Raw genomic sequence first — 18,842 nt, forward strand, 5'->3', positions numbered from 1 at the left:
CCCACGACCGAAGCTGCCATGTCCGCCCCCGATGCCACCAAGCCCACCTGGATGCCGCACCAGCCGGCAGACCGCATCCTCTCTACGCTGAAGACCCGTGGCGCGCTCGGCATCCCCGACATCGCCAAGGTGCTGCACGTGACGGTCGAGGCGGTGCGCCAGCAGATGTCCAAGCTCGAGACCGAAGGGCTGGTGGACGCCGAGAGCCGCTCCAGCGGCCGCGGCCGCCCCACCCAGATCTGGCGGCTCACCGGCGAGGGCCACAAGCGCTTTCCCGACACGCACGCCGAGATGACGGTGCAGATGATCAGCGCCGTGATCAGCGTGTTCGGCGAAAAGGGCATGGACCAGCTCATCGGCGCGCGCGAAGCCACCATGCGCGCCACCTACACCGAGGCCATGCGCGGCGCGCGCAACCTCGAGGCGCGGCTCGAACGGCTCGCGGACATCCGCAGCCGCGAGGGCTACATGGCCGAGTACCGGGCCGAGGGCGACGGCTTTCTCTTCATCGAGAACCACTGCCCCATCTGCACCGCGGCGCAGGCCTGCACCGGCTTTTGCCGAAGCGAGCTGCAGCTCTTCGACGAGGTGCTGGGGCCCGAGGCCGACGTGAGCCGTGTCGAGCACGTGCTCGCGGGCGCGCGGCGCTGTGCCTACCGCATCGTGCCCAAGGCGCGCGCCTGAGGCACCGAACCGTTTTTTGTTTTCCCCTTCCACCAACTAGAAAGAAAGACTCCACCATGGAACACACCCTTCCCCCGCTGCCGTACGCCATCGACGCACTGGCCCCCGAGTATTCGAAGGAAACGCTCGAGTACCACCACGGCAAGCACCACAACGCCTATGTGGTGAACCTGAACAACCTGCAAAAGGGCACCGAGTTCGAAGCGATGACGCTCGAAGAGATCGTCAAGAAGTCCAGCGGCGGCATCTACAACAACGCCGCCCAGATCTGGAACCACACCTTCTTCTGGAACTGCATGAAGCCCCAAGGCGGCGGCGCACCCACCGGCGCGCTGGCCAAGGCCATCGACGCCAAGTGGGGCAGCTACGACGCCTTCAAGGAAGCCTTCGTGAAGTCGGCCGTGGGCAACTTCGGCTCGGGCTGGACGTGGCTCGTGAAGAAGGCCGACGGTTCGGTGGACATCGTGAACACCGGCGCCGCCGGCACGCCGCTGACCACCGCCGACACCGCGCTGCTGACGGTGGACGTGTGGGAACACGCGTACTACATCGACTACCGCAACCTGCGCCCGAAGTTCGTCGAGACCTTCCTGGCCAAGCTGGTGAACTGGGACTTCGCAGCGAAGAACTTCGGCTGAAACCCGCGCTGTCGGCATGATGAAAAAGCCGGCCTGCGGGCCGGCTTTTTCATGGGCGCGCCGTCACCATCCAGTCGATCCAGCGCGCCACGTGCGCCTGGTCGAGGTCGAAGTAATGGGTGTGGGCGCCCAGGCCGAGGCAGGCCTCGTGCTCGGCCGCGACGCACCAGGCCGGCGGCGTCGTCACCTGCTCGTAGGGCTTGTCGTCCTCGCCCCAGAGCCAGCGCCCGACGTAGTCACCCGCCGTGTAGAGGTTGACCCAGCGGGCCACGCCGACCTGGGCCGCGCTCGGCCCGCCGCCGTTCGCGTCTTCCGCCGTCACCCAGCCGTAGAGGTGCGGAAAGCGCGCCGCATACAGCTGGCGCAGCGGGCAGCCAGCAGTGAGCAGCAGGAGGCGGCTCTTGTTGAGCGCCGCCCAGAGGTCGGTCACCCGCGCATCGACCTGCTGCGCGGCGCGGAACTGCAGGTAGCGCAGCAGCTCGGTCGAGATCACCGTGCCCTGGCTGTGCGCCACGATCACGATGCGGTCGTAGCCCTGCGCCGCCACGTGCTCCAGCAGCGACACGTAGCGCGAGAAGATGCGCGCGCGCGGAATGGCGCGACGCGGAAACTCGCGGAAGTGGCCGTCGACGTCCAGCGCCACGTCGAGCGGCATGCGCAGGCCCGGCACGGTGCGCGTGAGAAAACCGCCGAGCAGCGAGACGGAGGCGGCCAGCGTGGCGGCGGTGAAGATCAGCGGCTTGAGGCCGCTTTGCGACAGCGCCGACACCCAGATCACCGCATCGTCGATCCATCCGCCGACCGAGACATTGCACTGCTTGAGCACCAGCAACAGGGCCACCGCGAAGGCGACCACCACGCTGGCGCTGGTCAGCACGGCGACGAATCGGTCCAGCCGCCGGTAGCCCGCGCCGAGCCAGCGGCCCAGGCCCTGCGACGTGCCGAAGGCCACCTTGAGCTCGGCGAACAGGCTGGGCACCAGCACCGCCACCAGGTAGGCCAGCAGCGACAGCGTGAGGCCGGCCGTCAAGGCGAAGGCCTGCGTGCTCCGTTCATAGCGGTCGTGCAGAAAGTTCGCACCGTCGCCCCAGCACATATCCTTGGAAAACCAGAACGGCGCATAAGAAACGCCCCGTGCACCCAACTCCACCAGATTGGTCAGCACGGCCCAGGCCACCATCGTCAGTGCCACGAACGCCGCCAGCGACACGAACAGCCCGAGCCGCCCCGTGGCGATGCTGGCGCGCGCGGCCGCGTCGCGGTCGGGCACCGTCTCCCCGGCGAGCAGCCAGGCGATGAGCAGCACGCCGGCCACGCCCCACCAGGCCACGACGCCCAGCAGCAGGTACTCGACCACCCGCATGCCGGCGCGCACCCAGTGGCGCAGGTCGTCCGTGGCGCCGGCGGCCGAGGCGTTGATCGCCACGTGCACCAGCAGCGCCGCCGCGGTCAGCGCCATCAGCCCCAGCCCCCAGGTGCGCGCCGCCGGAAAGCGGTCGCGCGCGATGCGCAGGGCGCGGTCGGCCAACGCGGCGAGCAGCGCCAGCCAGGCCACCCCGACCACCCAGTGCGCGGGCACCAGCGCCCACAGGAACCAGCCCGCCAGCAGCGCGGGCCCACCACGATCCGCGAGGAGGCCTTTGTGCGCGCCTGGTAGCAGTACCACCAGATCGCCAGCACCGGCACCGCGACGGCCAGCACTCGGCGCAGCAGTTCGGTGAGCGACAACGCATGGGGCGCGGGCTCGACCCGCGCCAGTCCGCCGAGCCCCGCGATCACCAGCCCGACCAGCAGCAGCTGCAGGAAGAGGTTGGCCAGCAGGTTGGCAAAGGCCCAGTCGAGCGCGGTCTGCAGCGAGGCCAGGCAGGCCCAGCGCCGCGCGCCCGGCGGCCGGGGCTTCTTGTTCACACCAGCCGCCTCGGCGGCGCGGTCCACCGCATCGCGGCCCAGCTGCGAGAGGCGGAACACGATGGTGAAGAGCTCGGCGACGATGCGCGCCACCGAGCCCGGCAGGCGCGACAGGTCGGCCCAGTACATCTCGTGCACATCGATGCGCTGCTGCACCGGCTGCCCGTGGGCATCGGTGGCGTCGCGCGTCATGCGCACGCGCGTGGCCTCGTAGGCCTCGTGGTCGGGCTCGGCGCGCTGCGACTTGAACAGCAGGTAGTCGCTGAAGGCGATGTCGGGGTTGCTCCGCTTCAGCTCGCGCGGCGTGAGCGGCCCGCGCCCCTTGGCGGCGCGCACCACGCCCGCGTCGTCGGCCTCGGCGGTCGAGATCCAGTCGTCGGCGCTGAAGTCCGAGGTCTTCGACTGCCGCATCGCCTTGCGCACGGGCGGCACGTAGGCCTTCTGCGCGGCGGCGCCTTCGGTGGCGGCCTTCTCGTTCTTGTCCTGATGCCCCGTGCGCTGCTGCACCATCGACGTCAGCGGCGGCACCGGCAGGAGGTGGCTGTCGCAGTCGGCCCGGCGGTAGGTGGCGCCCTCGCCGGGGTGGTTGAGCATCAGCGAAGCGATGGCGCGGGCCGTGTCGCCCGCCTTCTGGTCGGCCACGCCATGGATGGCGATGACCGCGACGCGCTCGGGGCGCGCGGATGGCTCAAACGTTGACTGCTCGGGCGACGGTGCGCTCATGTGGGAACTCCTCCATGCCAGGCCGGTGCATGGCAGGAGGAATTGTCCGCAGCGCGTCGCCCTTGGCTTCCCCCAAACGGGGGATGCCGGATGGACAGGGGCTGCTCAGACGTTGATGAGGTTCAGGATGTTCCCGTCCGGGTCCTTGAACCACGCGACCTTCATGTCGCCCATGACGTGGATGTCGCCCGCGAGCGTGGTGTCGGGCATGTCGTAGTGCTCGAAGCGCACGCCCTTGGCCTTGAGCGCGGCCACGAGGCGCTCGATGTCGCCGTCGACCGACCAGGTCACGGCCGTGGCCTGGTTGGTGCCCGCGAAGGCCGAGCGGTAGACGTTGAGCCGCGTGTTGCCGCTGCGGTAGACGATGACCTCGTCGCCTTCGGCATCGACCTGCGCGAGGCCGAGCGTGTCTTCGTAGAAGCGTCGGGCCACGGCGAGGTCTTTCACCGCCAGGTTGGCCACTGCATTGATGTGTCCGAGCATGGGAGCCTCCCGCAAAGAGGAAGGGCGCCCGGAAGCCGCCGAGCGCCGGGCGAGCCAGAAATACTCAACCATTTGGTGGAGTATTCGACGCACGATGGGCGGTGTCAAGGCGTCCGAAAGTACGCACCGCCCCGTGTTCTGCCCCCGCCAGCCGAGACGAGGGGCATCGCGAACCGCGAAAACCCCGCGCCGGCACTTCCGGCAGACTGCATCCCCCCTGCCCCCAGAACGAGACAATGCCCCCATGACCCCATCGAACTTCCTCCGTCCGCTGGCCTTCGCGCTGGCCTTCACCGCCATGGCGGCCACCGCCCCGGCCCACGCCCAGACCGCCGCCTACCCCGCCAAGCCCATCCGCATGGTCGTGCCCTTCCCGCCCGGCGGCGGCACCGACATCCTGGCGCGCCTGGTCGCGCAGAAGCTCACCGAGGCCAACCACTGGACCGTGGTGCCCGACAACCGCGCGGGCGCCGGCGGCACCATCGGCATCGCCGAGGCCGCGCGCGCCACGCCCACGGGCTACGACATCGTGATGGGCCAGAAGGACAACATGGTCGTCGCGCCCTGGCTCTACAAGAGCCTGAGCTACAACCCGGTGAAGGACCTCACGGCCGTGGCCCACGTGGCCTACACGCCCGTGGTGATCGTCACGCAGGCCAATTCCAAGTTCAAGACGCTGGACGACGTGGTGAAGGCCGCGCGCGCCGCGCCCGACACCATCACCTACGGCTCGCCGGGCAACGGCACCACCATCCACCTGGCCGGCGAGATCTTCAACGGCGCCGCCAAGATCAAGATGCGCCACGTGCCCTACAAGGGCTCCAACGCGGCCATGATGGACGTGCTCGCGGGCAACGTCGACCTGATGGTGTCGTCGGTGCCCTCGGCCATGGCGCAGATCAAGGCCGGCAAGCTGCGCCCGCTGGCGGTCACCTCCGCCAAGCGCAGCACCTCGCTGCCCGACACGCCCACCGTGGCCGAGCTGGGCTACAAGGACTTCGACGTGAGCACCTGGTACGGCGTGTTCGTGCCGGCCGGCACGCCCAAGGACGTCGTCGCCACGCTGAACGCGGCGATCAACAAGCTGCTGGCCACGCCCGAGATGAAGGCGGCCATCATTGCCCAGGGCGCCGAGCCGCAGAGCATGACGCCGGAGCAGTTCGGCGCGCTGCTGAAGACCGACTACGAGAAGTGGAAGGGGATCGTGCAGGCCTCGGGCGCGACGATCGAGTAAGAGGGGTTTTCATACCAGGAACACCGCGGAACCGGCTTTGCCGGGCCGCTGGTGTTGCCCCCGGTAGGGGGTTGGCGAAGCGACACGAAGTGCGCGAAGCCTGGGGGCGAGCTCAATCAGGCACGAACTTGGCGTTGAAGATCTCGACGTCCGCCGCATCCTCGAACGTCGCCACCTGCCCCATCTTCCCGTCGCTCATGCGGCAGGCCGAGAACAGGCTGTAGCGGCCCTTGAAATAGAACTCGTCCATCACGATCAGCGCGTACGGGTAGGGCACGAACACCTGGTGCTCGAAGACGATGCGGTGCACGTTCCTCGGCGACGGGAAGAGCTTGTATTCGACGGTGTCGATGGACTTTGCGGTGGCCATGATGTGGTCGCCGTGCTCAGGCCGGGTCGCGCACGTCGGCCACGGGGTTGCTGCCGAAGTCCGCGCGCGCCAGGTAGGCGAGCACCTTGGCCGCGGCGCTCTGGGGGCTGTCGAGCCGGCCTTCTTCCTTCATGCTCACGAAACGCGTGCGGTCTGGGAACTGTTCGGCCGAAGCGCCGCGCAGCTGCACCTGCATGTCGGTGTCGATGATGCCGGGCGCCAGCGACACGATGCGCGCGCCGTTCGGCGCATGCACCTCTTCGAGCGCCACGGCGCGCGAGAAATGGTCCATGCCGGCCTTGGCCGCGCAGTACGGCGCCTGGCTGCCCAGGGCGTTGCGGCCCAGGCCCGACGAGATGTTCAGCACCTTGCGCGCGCCGCGCCATTCGCGCGTGCCGCCGAGGAAGGCGGCCGTGAGCAGCATCGGCGCCTCGAGCCCGATGCGCAGCGCCTGGGCCAGTTCGGCCGACACGGCGCGCGACAGCGGCGCAGGGTTGCCGACGGTGCCGGCGTTGTTGATGAGCGTGACGCTGTCGAAGCGCTGGCCGTCCAGCGTGCGCAGCCAGTCCGACAGGCGCGCCGCGGCGGCCACCGGGTCGGACAGGTCCTGCTCCCATTGCGTCAGTTCGGCGCCGGTCGCCTTGGGGGCTTCGGCCAGTTCGGGCGAGGACTTGCGCGCGATGCCGAGCACCGTGTGGCCGGCCTGCAGCAGCTGTTCGGCCATGGCACGGCCCAGGCCGCGCGAGGCGCCGGTGATGACGGTGAGGTGGGAAGAGGCGGAGGTGGTCATGGTGGTGTGGAGGCAGGAGAAGGCCGCAAGGCTAAGGGATATCGAAAAGCCGCGCGCGTCAGCCGGTACGGAACTGGGCGCGCAGGAAGTTGCGGTGGCGGGCGATGTGCTGCAGCTGCGCGGGCGCGATGGAGCCGCCGAGATCGACTTCGTCCGCACCGTTGAGCACCGCATTGGCGTTCGCCATGGCGCGCGCCACGACCTCTTCCTCGCTCACGCCGAGCTGCGCCGCCAGGTCGAGCGCGACACGGCGCATGGCGCGCTGCGACAGCATCCACATCGCGCCGAAACGGTCCCAGGCCAGCGCGGCTTCTTCCGACTTTTCTCGGTCGGCGAGGATGTCTTTCAGCGGGCGCGCCAGGATCTCGTTGAGCGCGTCGATCTGTTCGCCCAAGGCCTCGGCGCGGTCGATCGCTTCTTCCAGCGTCGGGCCGTCGTCTTCCTCGTTGCGGGCCTGCGTGGCCTGTTGCTGCTGCGGCGGCAGAAAGCTCGCCTGTGCGTCGGCGGGCACGATCTGCAGGTGGTCGGAGAGGGCCATGTTTTTTTCTTTCAGTTCGAAGTGCTGTTGTTCTTGCGGCTGGACATCGCGGTGGCGCGCAGGCCGGGCAGGTCGAGCACGCGCAGGCCACCGTACTCCACGCGGATCAACCCCTGCGCCGACAGCGCATTGAGCGCCTCGTTCACGCGCTGGCGCGACAGGCCGACAAGGTACGCCAGTTCCTGCTGCGTGATGCGCAAGACCTCGCCCACGCCGGGGTACAGCACCGGGTTGAACAGCGACACCAGGTTGCGCGCCACGCGCGCGTCGGGGTTGTTCAGGCGGTCGATCTCCAGCGCCGCGATGAACTGGCCCAGCCGCTCGTTGAGCTGGTTCATCACGAAGCGGTTGAAGCCGATGGAGTGGTCCAGCAGCCAGTGGAAGCTCTCGATCGGCAGCCCCGCCACGAGGCTGCGGCGCAGCGCCTGGATGTTGTAGCGGTAGGGCTCGCGCTTCATCACCGTGCCCTCGCCGAACCAGCCGCCGGGCGGCACGCCGGTGTAGGTGACCGAGCCGCCGTCGGCGTTGTCGTTGCTCATCTTCAGCAAGCCCTCGACCACGCCGAACCAGTAGGTGGGCGAACGCCCGACGCGGCACACCAGGTCGCCGGGCTCGGCCTCGCCCACCACGAGCGTGGCCTCGGCACGGCGGCGCTCGGCGGGCGTGAGCGTGGGCAGCCACGGAATGCCGTCGAGTTCAGCGGCATTGGCAGGGCGCACGCGGTCCTTGATGGAACCGCCGAGCACGTTCTGTGGGTTGAGGTTGCCAGGAGGCATCGGGAAACTCCGGGGAGTAGTGTCCCTAGGATTGTCGTTGGAACGACAACCGGGCGTCAAAGTGGGACCTACGATCCGGCCACTGTGCAAACCACCGCCCCCACCTTCCCCCGTCTGCTGCTCGCGCATGCCGAGGCCCGTCCCGAGGCTCCCGCCGTGCGCGAAAAAGACCTTGGCATCTGGCAAACCTGGACCTGGAACGCCGTGGCGCAGGAAGTGCGCGAGATGGCCTGCGGTCTGGCAAGCCTTGGCTTCAAGGCCTTCGACAACCTCGCGATCGTCGGCGCCAACCGGCCGCACCTGTACATGGCGGTGCTCGCCGCGCAAAGCCTGCGCGGCGTGCCCGTGCCGCTGTACCAGGACGCGGTCGCCAGCGAGATGGTCTTCATGCTGAACGACGCGAGCATCGAGTTCGTCATCGTCGAAGACCAGGAGCAGGTCGACAAGCTGCTCGAATGCCGCGAGCTGCAGCAAGGCCAGGAGGGCCAGCAGCAGGGCATCCGCCACATCATCTACGACGACCCCAAGGGCCTGCGCCACTACGAGCAGCCGGGGCTCATGAGCTACGAGCAGCTGCGCGAGCTGGGCCGGGCCTTCGACAAGGCCAACGCCGGCTACTACGACCGCGCCGTGGCCAGCGGCGAGGCCAGCGACGTCGGCGTGATCCTCTACACCTCGGGCACCACCGGCCGCCCCAAGGGCGTGTGCCAGACGCACGCCAGCTTCATCGCGGCAGGGCGCGGCGGCGTGGAGACCGACAAGCTCGGCCCCGGCGACAACATCATGAGCTACCTGCCGATGGCGTGGGTGGGCGACCACCTGTTCTCGGTGGCGCAGTGGCTGGTGGGCGGCTTCACGCTCAACTGTCCCGAGTCGGCCGAGACGGTGATGAACGACATGCGCGAGATCGGCCCGAGCTACTACTTCGGCCCGCCGCGCACCTTCGAAGGCCTGCTCACGGCCGTGTCGATCCGCATGGAAGACGCGGCCGCGCCCAAGCGCTGGCTGTATGCGAAGTTCATGGCGCTGGCGCAGCGCGTGGGCGCCGACATCCTGAACGGCGCACCGGTGAGCACCGGCGACCGCTTCATGTACAGCCTGGGCAACCTGCTCATCTACGGCCCGCTGCGCAACGTGCTGGGCATGAGCCGCATCCGCGTGGCCTACACGGCCGGCGCGGCCATCGGGCCCGACCTGTTCCGCTTCTACCGCTCCATCGGTGTGAACCTCAAGCAGTTCTACGGCCAGACCGAGACGTGCGCCTACGTGTGCCTGCAGCAGGACGGCAAGGTCAAGCTGCAGACCGTGGGCACGGCGGCGCCGGGCATCGAACTGAAGATCGCCGACGACGGCGAGGTGCTGGTGCGCGGCGTGTCGGTGCTCAAGGAGTACTACAAGCGCCCCGACGCCACGGCCGAGGTGCTCGACGCCAACGGCTACTTCCACACCGGCGACGCCGGCGTGCTCGACAGCGAAGGCCATCTGCGCATCATCGACCGCGCCAAGGACGTGGGCCGGCTCGTGGGCGGCGCGATCTTTGCGCCCAACTACATCGAGAACAAGCTCAAGTTCTTCCCGCAGATCAAGGAGGCCGTGTGCTTCGGCAACGGCCGCGACGAGGTCTGCGCCTTCGTCAACATCGACTTCGAGGCGGTCGGCAACTGGGCCGAGCGCCGCGGCCTGGCCTACGGCGGCTATGTGGACCTGGCCGGCAAGCCCGAGGTGCTGACGCTGGTGGCCGAGTGCATCGCCAAAGTCAACGCCGACCTCGCGGCCGAGGACGGTATGGGCGAGACGCAGATCGCGCGCTTCCTCGTGCTGCACAAGGAGCTCGACCCCGACGACGACGAGCTGACCCGCACGCGCAAGGTGCGCCGCGGCTTCATCGCCGAGAAATACGCCGTGCTGGTCGATGCGCTGTACGGCGGCAAGACCGCGCAGTACATCGAGACCCAGGTCAAGTTCGAGGACGGACGCACGGGGGTTGTCAGCGCCACGCTGAAGATCAACGACGCCAAGACCTTCCCCATCGTGAAGGCCGCCGCATGAGCAATCGGAAAATTGGCGACGTCATCCTCGACGTCCAGAACATCTCGCTGAGCTTCGGCGGCGTGAAAGCGCTGACCGACATCAGCTTCAACGTGCGCGAGCACGAGGTGCGGGCCATCATCGGCCCCAACGGCGCGGGCAAGAGCTCGATGCTGAACTGCATCAACGGCGTGTACTGGCCGCAGCAGGGCTCCATCACCTTCCGCGGCCAGACCTTCAAGCACATGAACTCGCGCCAGGTGGCCGAGATGGGCGTGGCGCGCACCTTCCAGAACCTGGCGCTGTTCAAGGGCATGAGCGTGCTCGACAACATCATGACCGGGCGCAACCTCAAGATGAAGAGCGGCCTGTTCGCACAGGCGCTGCGCTGGGGCCCGGCCGAACGCGAAGAGCTGCAGCACCGCGAGTTCGTCGAGCACATCATCGACTTCCTGGAAATCCAGGCGCACCGCAAGACGCCGGTGGGCCGCCTGCCCTACGGCCTGCAAAAGCGCGTCGACCTCGGCCGCGCGCTGGCGATGGAGCCGCAGGTGCTGCTGCTGGACGAGCCCATGGCCGGCATGAACGTCGAAGAGAAGCAGGACATGAGCCGCTTCATCCTCGACGTGAACGACGAGTTCGGCGCGACCATCGTGCTCATCGAGCACGACATGGGCGTGGTGATGGACATCTCCGACCGCGTGGTGGTGCTGGACTACGGCAAGAAGATCGGCGACGGCACGCCGGATGAAGTTCGGAACAACGAAGACGTGATCCGGGCGTACCTCGGCGTGGAGCATTGACCATGGGATTTTTCCTCGAAACCCTTTTCGGCGGCCTCATGGTCGGCATGCTGTATTCGCTGATCGCGATCGGCTTCGTGCTGATCTACAAGGCCTCGGGCGTCTTCAACTTCGCGCAGGGCGCGATGGTGCTGTTCGCGGCGCTGGCCATGGCGCGCTTCGCCGAGTGGTTCCCGCAGTGGTTCGGCTTCCAGAGCCAGATCCTCGCGAACATCCTGGCCTTCATCGCGGCCATGGCCGTGATGATCGTGGTGGCCTGGCTCATCGAACGGCTGGCGCTGAGCAAGCTGGTGAACCAGGAAGGCATCACGCTGCTGATGGCCACGCTGGGCATCGCCTACTTTCTCGACGGCGTGGGCCAGACGATCTTCGGCAACGACATCTACAAGATCGACGTGGGCATGCCCAAGGAACCGCTGATGGTGCTCGAAGGCACCTTCCAGGGCGGCCTGCTGCTGAGCCAGGAAGACCTGATCGCCGCACTGGTGTCCGCCGCGCTGGTGGTGGTGCTGGCCATCTTCTTCCAGAAGACGGCCACGGGCCGGGCGCTGCGCGCGGTGGCCGACGACCACCAGGCCGCGCAATCGATCGGCATTCCGCTGTCGCGCATCTGGGTGATCGTGTGGTCGGTGGCCGGTTTCTCGGCACTGGTGGCCGGGATCATCTGGGGCTCCAAGCTCGGCGTGCAGTTCTCGCTCTCGCTGGTGGCACTCAAAGCTCTGCCGGTGGTGATCCTCGGCGGGCTGACCTCGATCCCCGGCGCCATCATCGGCGGCCTGTTGATCGGTGTCGGCGAGAAGCTGTCTGAAATCTATCTCGGCCCCATGCTCGGTGGCGGTATCGAGATCTGGTTTGCCTACGTGCTGGCATTGGTCTTCTTGCTGGTTCGCCCGCAAGGCCTGTTCGGCGAAAAAATCATCGATCGGGTCTGAGCACATGTTCTACAGAGAAAACGGCCAGTTCAAGTCGAGCTACCGCGCCGACCAACAGATCTTTCCGATCGCGCAGGACCGCCTGGCGATCCTGGTGCTGCTGCTCGTGGCGTTCGTCGTGGTGCCGATGGGCGTGTCCGACTACTGGATGCGCGCCATCCTCACGCCCTTCCTGATCCTGTCGCTGGCGGCGCTGGGCCTGAACATCCTGGTCGGCTACTGCGGCCAGATCTCGCTGGGCACCGGCGCCTTCATGGCGGTGGGCGCGTATGCGGCCTACAACTTCCAGGTGCGCATCGACGGCATGCCGCTCATCGCCTCGCTGCTGCTGGGCGGGCTGTGCGCCACGGTGATCGGCGTGCTGTTCGGCATTCCGAGCCTGCGCATCAAGGGCCTGTACCTGGCGGTGGCCACGCTGGCCGCGCAGTTCTTCACCGACTGGGCGTTCCTGCGCATCCAGTGGTTCACCAACAACTCGTCGTCGGGCTCGGTGAGCGTGGCAGGGCTGAACGTGTTCGGCGTGCCGATCGAGTCGCCGGTGCAGAAGTACCTGTTCTGCCTGATCTTCGTGGTGGTGTTCGCACTGCTCGCCAAGAACCTCGTGCGCAGCGCCATCGGCCGCGAGTGGATGGCGATGCGCGACATGGACGTGGCCGCCGCGGTGATCGGCATCCGCCCGGTGTACGCCAAGCTCACGGCCTTCGCGGTGAGCAGCTTCATCGTCGGCGTGGCCGGTGCGCTGTGGGGCTTCATTCACCTGGGGGCGTGGGAGCCGGCGGCGTTCAGCATCGACCGCTCGTTCCAGCTGCTGTTCATGGTGATCATCGGCGGGCTGGGCTCGATCATGGGCAGCTTCTTCGGCGCCGCCTTCATCGTGCTGCTGCCGCTCTTTCTGAACCAGTTGCCGGGGTGGCTGGGCTTCTCGATCTCGACCGCATTGGCCTCGCACCTGGAGACCATGATCTTCGGCGCGCTGATCGTGTTCTTCCTGATCGTGGAGCCCCACGGCCTGGCGCGGCTGTGGTCCACGGCCAAGGAAAAGCTGCGGCTGTGGCCGTTCCCGCACTGACAGGTTCTTGTTTGTTGTTGTTCGTTCGTAAAAACCCGGCACCGAGGTGCCCACAAAAGGAGACAGGCATGACACTGAAATCGCTCGCTCTGACCGCCGCCCTGGTGGCCAGCACCCTCGGCGCGGCCTTCGCGCCTTCGCTCGCGCAGGCCCAGGCCAAGGAACAGTTCTTCCCGCTGCTGGTGTACCGCACCGGTCCCTACGCGCCCAACGGCACACCCTGGGCCAACGGCAAGCAGGACTACATCAAGTACATCAACGCCACCGGCGGCATCAACGGCGTGAAGATCACGTACGAGGAATGCGAAACCGGCTACGCCACCGACAAGGGCGTGGAATGCTACGAGCGCCTGAAGGGCCGCCCGGGCGTGACGCTGTTCGACCCGCAGGCCACCGGCATCACCTTCGCGCTGACCGACAAGGTGCCCACCGACAAGATCCCGCTCATCACGCTGGGCTACGGCCTGTCGGCCTCGCAGGACGGCGGCGTGTTCAAGTGGAACTTCCCGCTCATGGGCTCCTACTGGACCGCGGCCGACATCCTGATCCAGCACATCGGCAAAAAAGAAGGCGGCATGGACAAGCTCAAGGGCAAGAAGATCGCCCTCGTGTACCACGACTCGCCGTTCGGCAAGGAGCCGATCCCGCTGCTGCAGGAGCGCGCCAAGCAGAACGGCTTCGAGCTGTCGCTCATTCCCGTGACCGCACCGGGCGTGGAACAGAAGTCGGCCTGGCTGCAGGTGCGCCAGTCGCGTCCGGACTTCGTGCTGCTGTGGGGCTGGGGCGTGATGAACTCCACCGCCCTGAAGGAAGCCGTGGCCACGGGCTACCCGCGCGAGAAGATGTACGGCGTGTGGTGGGCCGGCGCCGAACCCGACGTGAAGGACGTGGGCGCCAACGCCAAGGGCTACAACGCGCTGGCGCTGAACACCTCGGGCACGCAGCCCAAGGTGATCCAGGACATCCTCAAGCAGGTGCACGACAAGGGCCAGGGCACGGGTCCGAAGGACGAAGTGGGCTCGGTGCTCTACACGCGCGGCGTGATCATCCAGATGCTGACCATCGAGGCCGTGCGTCGTGCGCAGGAGCGCTTCGGCAAGGGCAAGGTCATGACCGGCGAGCAGGTGCGCTGGGGCATGGAGAACCTCGCACTCGACCAGAAGAAGCTGGACGCACTGGGCTTCTCGGGCGTGATGCGCCCGGTGAGCACCTCGTGCCAGGACCACATGGGTTCGACCTGGGCGCGCGTGCACACCTGGGACGGTGCGAAGTGGGGCGGCATGTCCGACTGGTACGAGGCCGACAGCCAGATCATCAAGCCGATGGTGAAGGCAGCCGCCGACAAGTACGCGGGCGAAAAGAAGCTCACCCGCCGCGAAGCGGCCGACTGCCAATCCTGATGCACTGAGTGCCGTGGCGGCTCGCAAGAGCCGCCATTCGCAAGGACGGCGATGTGCCGTTCTTGCGAATGCTTCGGACCACACCATGAGCGAACCCAAGATCCTTCTCAACGTCAACGGCATCGAGGTCATCTACAACCACGTGATCCTCGTGCTCAAGGGCGTGTCGCTGACCGTGCCCGAAAGCGGCATCGTCGCGCTGCTCGGCGGCAACGGCGCCGGCAAGACGACCACGCTGCGCGCCGTGAGCAACCTGCTCGCGGGCGAACGCGGCGCCGTGACCAAGGGCACCATCGAGCTGCGCGGCGAGCGCATCGAGGCGCTGTCGCCGGCCGAGCTGGTCAAGCGCGGGCTGATCCAGGTGATGGAAGGCCGCCACTGCTTCGCCCACCTGACGATCGAAGAGAACCTGATGACCGGCGCCTACACGCGCACCGACGGCAAGGCCTCGGTGCAGGAGACGCTGGAGAAGGTCTACGCGTATTTCCCGCGCCTGAAGACGCGCCGCACCTCGCAGGCGGCCTACACCTCGGGCGGCGAGCAGCAGATGTGCGCCATCGGCCGCGCGCTGATGGCCAACCCGACCATGGTGCTGCTCGACGAGCCCTCGATGGGCCTGGCGCCGCAGATCGTGGAAGAGGTGTTCGAGATCGTGAAAGACCTGAACACCAAGGAAAAAGTGACCTTCCTGCTGGCCGAGCAGAACACCAACATGGCGCTGCGCTACGCCGACTACGGCTACATCCTGGAGAACGGCCGCATCGTGATGGACGGCGAGGCCAAGAGCCTGCGCGAGAACGAGGACGTGAAGGAGTTCTACCTCGGCGTAGGCGGCGCGGACCGCAAGAGCTTCCGTGACGTCAAGAGCTACAAGCGCCGCAAGCGTTGGCTGGCCTGAAGTACCCACCCCAGAGCGACCGAATCGATAGACGAAGGGTACGGACATGAACGACCACTACGACCAACTGGAAATCCGCGACCCTGCCGAACGCGAACGTGACCTGCTGGCCGCGCTGCCCCGGCAGATCGCGCAGGCACAGACTGCAACGTCCGCCTTCACGAAGATCCTCGACGGCGTGAAGCCCGGCGACGTCACCTCGCGCGAAGCCCTCGCGAAGCTGCCCGTCACCCGCAAGTCGGAACTGCTCGAGCTGCAAAAGGCGCGCCGCGCCGACGACCCCTTCGGCGGCTTTGCGTCGATCGTGCGCGGGCCGCGCATGCCGCGCATCTTCGCGAGCCCCGGCACCATCTACGAACCCGAGGGCGAGGCGCGCGACTACTGGCGCACCGCGCGGGCACTGCATGCGGCGGGCTTTCGCAGCGGCGAGCTGATCCACAACAGCTTCAGCTACCACATGACGCCGGCCGGCTCGATCATGGAAAGCGGCGCGCATGCCATGGGCTGCACCATCTTCGCGGGCGGCACGGGCCAGACCGAGCAGCAGCTCGAAGCCATCGTCGACCTCAAGCCCGACGGCTATGCGGGCACGCCGAGCTTCCTGAAGATCCTGCTGGAGAAGGCCGAAGAAAAAGGCCAGAAGCTGCCGTGGTTCACCAAGGCGCTGGTGTCCGGCGAGGCCTTTCCGCCCAGCCTGCACGACTGGATCGCCGCGCACGGCGTGCAGGGCATCCAGTGCTATGCGACCGCCGACCTGGGCCTCATCGCGTATGAAACCAGCGCGCGCCAGGGCCTGGTGATCGACGAGGGCGTGCTGGTCGAGATCGTGCGCCCCGGCACCGGCGACCCCGTGCCCGACGGCGAGGTGGGCGAGATCGTCGTCACCACCTTCAACCCCGACTACCCGCTGGTGCGCTTCGGCACCGGCGATCTCTCGGCCGTGCTCGCGGGCACCTGCCCCACGGGCCGCACCAACAAGCGCATCAAGGGCTGGCTCGGCCGCGCCGACCAGACCACCAAGGTGCGCGGCATGTTCGTGCACCCCTCGCAGGTCGCCGAGGTCGTGCGGCGCTTTCCCGAGATCGTGCGCGCGCGGCTCGTGGTGTCGGGCGAGATGGGCGACGACCAGATGACCTTCAAGCTCGAATGCGCCGGCGCCCCGGCCGGGCTCGACGCACGCATTGCCGACGCGGTGCGCGAAGTGACCAAGCTGCGCGGCACCATCGAGCTGGTGGCGCCGGGCACCCTGCCGAACGACGGCAAGGTGATCGAGGACGCGCGCAGCTACAAGTAGGGGCGGTACAGGCGGCGCGTGACGGTGCGTGTGAGCAGCACGGTCAGTGCGAAGTAGGTCGGCACGAGCGCGGCGGCCAGCACGATCAGGGCGCCGAGGCCGGCCATGCTGCTCGACGACGGCACGAGCACCAGCGCCAGCCCCACCAGGAAGATGGCCGCGCAGTTCGCCACCACCAGCACCAGGGCGAGCACCGACGCCGCCACGGCCCGGAAGGGCCGGATGCGTGCGGGAACGGGTCCGGGGCCGAGGCCCAGCCACCCGCCCCAGAACGCCAGCGCAAAGAGCACCAGCGGCGGCGCGATCCAGCCCAGGAAGGGCAGCACGCGATTCAAGATCCTTTCGACCTCGTTCCACGGGTCCACGGCCATCACGCACCACACCTGGATCGACGCAGACACGGTAGCGATCAACAGCGCCACCGTGGCCCGGCCCGGCGATGCGCCCGGGGGCGCCTCGGCGTCGGCATCGAACGACGACGCGGCCGGTGCCCGGGCGCCCTGCCTCAGCGCGAACCAGGTCGCCAGCCACACACCCAGCACCAGCATCGCCAGTTGCACCAGCCGGCCGCCGGGCATGTAGAGCAGCTCCAGCCCGTAGAGCCACGGGCTCAGCACGAAGTAGTCCAGCACCCGCACGATGAGATAAGCGCCGGCGTGGCGCACACGCGGGCCGCGCAACTGCGCCAGGCGCGCGGCGCCGCGCACTTCCAGTGCCTGGCGGGCATGACTCCAGGCCAGCGACGCTGCCAGCACCCAGGCCATCGCGAGGTTGGCCGCCATGCCTGCCCACACGTCCAGGTCATAGCCTTCGTGCCCCGAGCCAGGCCACAGCAGCCTGCCGAAGTGGACCCACACAATGGCCGCTTCGACCGCCACGGTGATGAGCGCGAAGTCGCGCGGCAGGCGCCACGCGTGTGCGATGGAAGCGGGGGACGTCATCAGGGCCAATGCCCGGCTACTTCTTGCAGCTCGCCGGCAACGCCTTGTCCTTCAACCCCTCCCCCGCGCTGCAATGCCACGCGATGCCCCGGTCGGTCGACGACGGCTCCATGCGCAGCGTGCCCTTGGGCGTGGCCACTTCCACCACCATGCTGTCCGGGTCGAGCGTGAGGGTCGCGCCGTTGGGCAGGTTTTCCGGCAGGCCGACGGCGGCCAGGGTGTCGGGGATCTCGGCCTTTTCTTCGTAGTGGCGCGTGAGCGCTGCGCGCACCGGCGCGCCCTCGGACCAGGCCTGCGCGACGACGGCACGGGTCTGGTACTCCTGGTAGGCGGGGATGGCTGCAGCCGCCATGACGCCGATGACAGCCACCACGATCAGCACACCCGCCGCGCCGCCACCCGCGCGCCCGGCGTAGGGCACGAAGAGCGCGAGCAGGTACGCCACCGGGTTGCGTTCGGGCAGCTTGGCGCCCGGGTCGATGGCTCGGGCGACGCGCTTGGTGAGCCAGGGGTAGCCGCCGATGAGTTCGTGGAACGAGCCCCAGAAGCCGCGGTTGCCGGCCGACTGGGCGGCGTAGCGCTGCAGGTTCACGTTGCGCCACTGCTGCGCGCCGGCGGCCAGCGCGACCAGCGCGCGCGGTGCGGAGTCGACCTCGCGGCAGCAGGCGGCGCCGTGCAGGTCGCAGGTGTATTCCTTGGCGCGCGCATAGGCCGCGCCCAGGAGCGGCAGCCAGAGCACCGGCGCGCGCCAGATGTGGCCCGTGAGGTGGCCGCGGCGGATGTGGCCCAGCTCGTGGCCCATGTAGAAGTGGATGCCGTCGGGCTGCGCCTCCATGGCGTCGACCACGTCGGACAGCAGCACCACGAAGTTGCGGCCGAAGAAGCGCGTGGCAAAGGCGTTGAACATGCCGTCGCCGTGCAGCAGGTAGGCCTCGGGCGGCTGCGCGATGCCCAGGCGGGTACAGCAGTCGACAAAGCGCGCGTGCAGCTCGGGCAGCTGCTGGGGCGACAGCTTCACGCCCGTGCCCTTGATCCAGGCGATGACCGCCGACTGCGCGAACACGTAGCCGATGAAGCCCAGCAGCACGTACAGCAGCGCAATGCCCAGCGTGCCGACGACGATCAGCGTCCAGGCCAGCAGGCCCAGCACGAGCGTGAGTTTGCCGAGCCAGCGCTCGCGCGGATAGACCCAGGGATCCATTGGTTTCTTCTCCTCGATGCCGCCCGTCGGGCTGGCCTGTTTGTGGTTGTGGTCACCCCGGCGCGGGTGCGCGGGACGGGCGTGATCATGCCCCAGCATGGGGCGAAAACGGTGACATTCCTAAGGGCTATT

At 67.9% G+C, this 18,842-nt stretch carries 18 protein-coding genes; 10 read left to right on the forward strand and 8 right to left on the reverse strand.

Annotation, left to right across the window (positions count from 1 at the left end):
- The first annotated feature begins 18 nt into the window (after window positions 1-18).
- Window positions 19-684, forward strand: a complete 666-nt coding sequence (locus VHAB30_RS29575) for a helix-turn-helix transcriptional regulator (RefSeq protein WP_062473930.1) — start codon at window positions 19-21, stop codon at window positions 682-684.
- Window positions 685-740: 56 nt separating this feature from the next.
- Window positions 741-1,322 (forward strand): superoxide dismutase, encoded by a 582-nt coding sequence (locus VHAB30_RS29580; RefSeq protein ID WP_159274807.1) that lies wholly within the window; start codon window positions 741-743, stop codon window positions 1,320-1,322.
- Between the two features lie 49 nt (window positions 1,323-1,371).
- Here VHAB30_RS29580 and VHAB30_RS29585 read toward each other — a convergent pair whose 3' ends face one another.
- Entirely contained in the window at window positions 1,372-2,901 is a 1,530-nt protein-coding gene (locus tag VHAB30_RS29585) for a hypothetical protein (protein WP_159279573.1), read from the reverse strand.
- A 1,157-nt stretch (window positions 2,902-4,058) separates the two neighbouring features.
- Window positions 4,059-4,436 carry a VOC family protein gene (locus VHAB30_RS29590; RefSeq protein ID WP_070063002.1) on the reverse strand — a complete coding sequence of 126 codons (378 nt, stop codon included), beginning with the start codon at window positions 4,434-4,436 and terminating at the stop codon, window positions 4,059-4,061.
- A gap of 244 nt (window positions 4,437-4,680) precedes the next feature.
- Here VHAB30_RS29590 and VHAB30_RS29595 point away from each other — a divergent pair, with 244 nt between their 5' ends.
- Window positions 4,681-5,670: a Bug family tripartite tricarboxylate transporter substrate binding protein gene (locus tag VHAB30_RS29595; RefSeq protein ID WP_390904080.1), complete on the forward strand. Its 990-nt coding sequence runs from the start codon at window positions 4,681-4,683 to the stop codon at window positions 5,668-5,670.
- Window positions 5,671-5,782: 112 nt separating this feature from the next.
- Here the strand turns inward: VHAB30_RS29595 and VHAB30_RS29600 are convergent, their stop codons facing one another.
- The 4 genes from VHAB30_RS29600 to VHAB30_RS29615 are packed head-to-tail and all read right to left on the reverse strand — an operon-like array spanning window position 5,783 to window position 8,144.
- Complete coding sequence (locus VHAB30_RS29600; RefSeq protein WP_062473877.1) at window positions 5,783-6,040, reverse strand: hypothetical protein; 258 nt, start codon at window positions 6,038-6,040, stop codon at window positions 5,783-5,785.
- A 16-nt stretch (window positions 6,041-6,056) separates the two neighbouring features.
- Window positions 6,057-6,830, reverse strand: a complete 774-nt coding sequence (locus tag VHAB30_RS29605) for an SDR family NAD(P)-dependent oxidoreductase (RefSeq protein ID WP_159279574.1) — start codon at window positions 6,828-6,830, stop codon at window positions 6,057-6,059.
- Between the two features lie 58 nt (window positions 6,831-6,888).
- Entirely contained in the window at window positions 6,889-7,368 is a 480-nt protein-coding gene (locus tag VHAB30_RS29610) for a hypothetical protein (protein WP_062473882.1), read from the reverse strand.
- An 11-nt stretch (window positions 7,369-7,379) separates the two neighbouring features.
- The gene (locus VHAB30_RS29615) at window positions 7,380-8,144 is read right to left on the reverse strand and encodes a Crp/Fnr family transcriptional regulator (protein WP_062473884.1); all 765 of its coding nucleotides are present in this window, start codon (window positions 8,142-8,144) and stop codon (window positions 7,380-7,382) included.
- 84 nt (window positions 8,145-8,228) lie between these two features.
- Between VHAB30_RS29615 and VHAB30_RS29620 the strand changes: the two genes are divergently transcribed.
- The 7 genes from VHAB30_RS29620 (at window position 8,229) to VHAB30_RS29650 (ending at window position 16,568) form a co-directional block, all read left to right on the forward strand.
- The gene (locus VHAB30_RS29620; protein ID WP_062473886.1) at window positions 8,229-10,193 is read left to right on the forward strand and encodes an AMP-dependent synthetase/ligase; all 1,965 of its coding nucleotides are present in this window, start codon (window positions 8,229-8,231) and stop codon (window positions 10,191-10,193) included.
- A complete protein-coding gene (locus VHAB30_RS29625) occupies window positions 10,190-10,975 on the forward strand; it encodes an ABC transporter ATP-binding protein (protein WP_062473888.1) in 786 nt (261 codons plus the stop codon). Before VHAB30_RS29620 ends, VHAB30_RS29625 begins: the two co-directional genes overlap by 4 nt.
- A gap of 2 nt (window positions 10,976-10,977) precedes the next feature.
- On the forward strand, window positions 10,978-11,907 hold the full coding sequence (locus VHAB30_RS29630) for a branched-chain amino acid ABC transporter permease (RefSeq protein WP_070062998.1): 930 nt from the start codon (window positions 10,978-10,980) through the stop codon (window positions 11,905-11,907).
- A 4-nt stretch (window positions 11,908-11,911) separates the two neighbouring features.
- On the forward strand, window positions 11,912-12,976 hold the full coding sequence (locus VHAB30_RS29635) for a branched-chain amino acid ABC transporter permease (protein ID WP_062473892.1): 1,065 nt from the start codon (window positions 11,912-11,914) through the stop codon (window positions 12,974-12,976).
- Window positions 12,977-13,044: 68 nt separating this feature from the next.
- Window positions 13,045-14,376 (forward strand): ABC transporter substrate-binding protein, encoded by a 1,332-nt coding sequence (locus VHAB30_RS29640; protein ID WP_062473894.1) that lies wholly within the window; start codon window positions 13,045-13,047, stop codon window positions 14,374-14,376.
- Between the two features lie 85 nt (window positions 14,377-14,461).
- Window positions 14,462-15,274 (forward strand): ABC transporter ATP-binding protein, encoded by an 813-nt coding sequence (locus VHAB30_RS29645; protein WP_062473897.1) that lies wholly within the window; start codon window positions 14,462-14,464, stop codon window positions 15,272-15,274.
- 46 nt (window positions 15,275-15,320) lie between these two features.
- Window positions 15,321-16,568, forward strand: coding sequence for a phenylacetate--CoA ligase family protein (locus VHAB30_RS29650; protein WP_095747134.1), 1,248 nt, complete (start codon window positions 15,321-15,323; stop codon window positions 16,566-16,568).
- Here VHAB30_RS29650 and VHAB30_RS29655 read toward each other — a convergent pair.
- Together VHAB30_RS29655 and VHAB30_RS29660 are read right to left on the reverse strand one after the other, a co-directional pair.
- Entirely contained in the window at window positions 16,559-17,509 is a 951-nt protein-coding gene (locus VHAB30_RS29655; protein ID WP_159279575.1) for a hypothetical protein, read from the reverse strand. The genes VHAB30_RS29650 and VHAB30_RS29655 overlap by 10 nt on opposite strands.
- Window positions 17,510-17,525: 16 nt before the next feature.
- Window positions 17,526-18,710: a M48 family metalloprotease gene (locus VHAB30_RS29660; RefSeq protein ID WP_159279576.1), complete on the reverse strand. Its 1,185-nt coding sequence runs from the start codon at window positions 18,708-18,710 to the stop codon at window positions 17,526-17,528.
- Window positions 18,711-18,842: the final 132 nt, after the last annotated feature.

It is taken from the genome of Variovorax boronicumulans (assembly GCF_009811375.1).
GTDB classification, from domain to species: domain Bacteria; phylum Pseudomonadota; class Gammaproteobacteria; order Burkholderiales; family Burkholderiaceae_C; genus Variovorax; species Variovorax boronicumulans.

What these genes read in the sequence shown, in the direction of transcription:
- VHAB30_RS29655 (WP_159279575.1), bottom strand. Translation starts at nt 17,509, where the DNA reads ATGACGTCCCCCGCTTCCATCGCACACGCGTGGCGCCTGCCGCGCGAC.
- VHAB30_RS29660 (WP_159279576.1), bottom strand. Translation starts at nt 18,710, where the DNA reads ATGGATCCCTGGGTCTATCCGCGCGAGCGCTGGCTCGGCAAACTCACG.
- VHAB30_RS29615 (WP_062473884.1), bottom strand. Translation starts at nt 8,144, where the DNA reads ATGCCTCCTGGCAACCTCAACCCACAGAACGTGCTCGGCGGTTCCATC.
- VHAB30_RS29625 (WP_062473888.1), top strand. Translation starts at nt 10,190, where the DNA reads ATGAGCAATCGGAAAATTGGCGACGTCATCCTCGACGTCCAGAACATC.
- VHAB30_RS29580 (WP_159274807.1), top strand. Translation starts at nt 741, where the DNA reads ATGGAACACACCCTTCCCCCGCTGCCGTACGCCATCGACGCACTGGCC.
- VHAB30_RS29635 (WP_062473892.1), top strand. Translation starts at nt 11,912, where the DNA reads ATGTTCTACAGAGAAAACGGCCAGTTCAAGTCGAGCTACCGCGCCGAC.
- VHAB30_RS29640 (WP_062473894.1), top strand. Translation starts at nt 13,045, where the DNA reads ATGACACTGAAATCGCTCGCTCTGACCGCCGCCCTGGTGGCCAGCACC.
- VHAB30_RS29605 (WP_159279574.1), bottom strand. Translation starts at nt 6,830, where the DNA reads ATGACCACCTCCGCCTCTTCCCACCTCACCGTCATCACCGGCGCCTCG.
- VHAB30_RS29575 (WP_062473930.1), top strand. Translation starts at nt 19, where the DNA reads ATGTCCGCCCCCGATGCCACCAAGCCCACCTGGATGCCGCACCAGCCG.
- VHAB30_RS29610 (WP_062473882.1), bottom strand. Translation starts at nt 7,368, where the DNA reads ATGGCCCTCTCCGACCACCTGCAGATCGTGCCCGCCGACGCACAGGCG.
- VHAB30_RS29590 (WP_070063002.1), bottom strand. Translation starts at nt 4,436, where the DNA reads ATGCTCGGACACATCAATGCAGTGGCCAACCTGGCGGTGAAAGACCTC.
- VHAB30_RS29600 (WP_062473877.1), bottom strand. Translation starts at nt 6,040, where the DNA reads ATGGCCACCGCAAAGTCCATCGACACCGTCGAATACAAGCTCTTCCCG.
- VHAB30_RS29645 (WP_062473897.1), top strand. Translation starts at nt 14,462, where the DNA reads ATGAGCGAACCCAAGATCCTTCTCAACGTCAACGGCATCGAGGTCATC.
- VHAB30_RS29650 (WP_095747134.1), top strand. Translation starts at nt 15,321, where the DNA reads ATGAACGACCACTACGACCAACTGGAAATCCGCGACCCTGCCGAACGC.
- VHAB30_RS29595 (WP_390904080.1), top strand. Translation starts at nt 4,681, where the DNA reads ATGACCCCATCGAACTTCCTCCGTCCGCTGGCCTTCGCGCTGGCCTTC.
- VHAB30_RS29630 (WP_070062998.1), top strand. Translation starts at nt 10,978, where the DNA reads ATGGGATTTTTCCTCGAAACCCTTTTCGGCGGCCTCATGGTCGGCATG.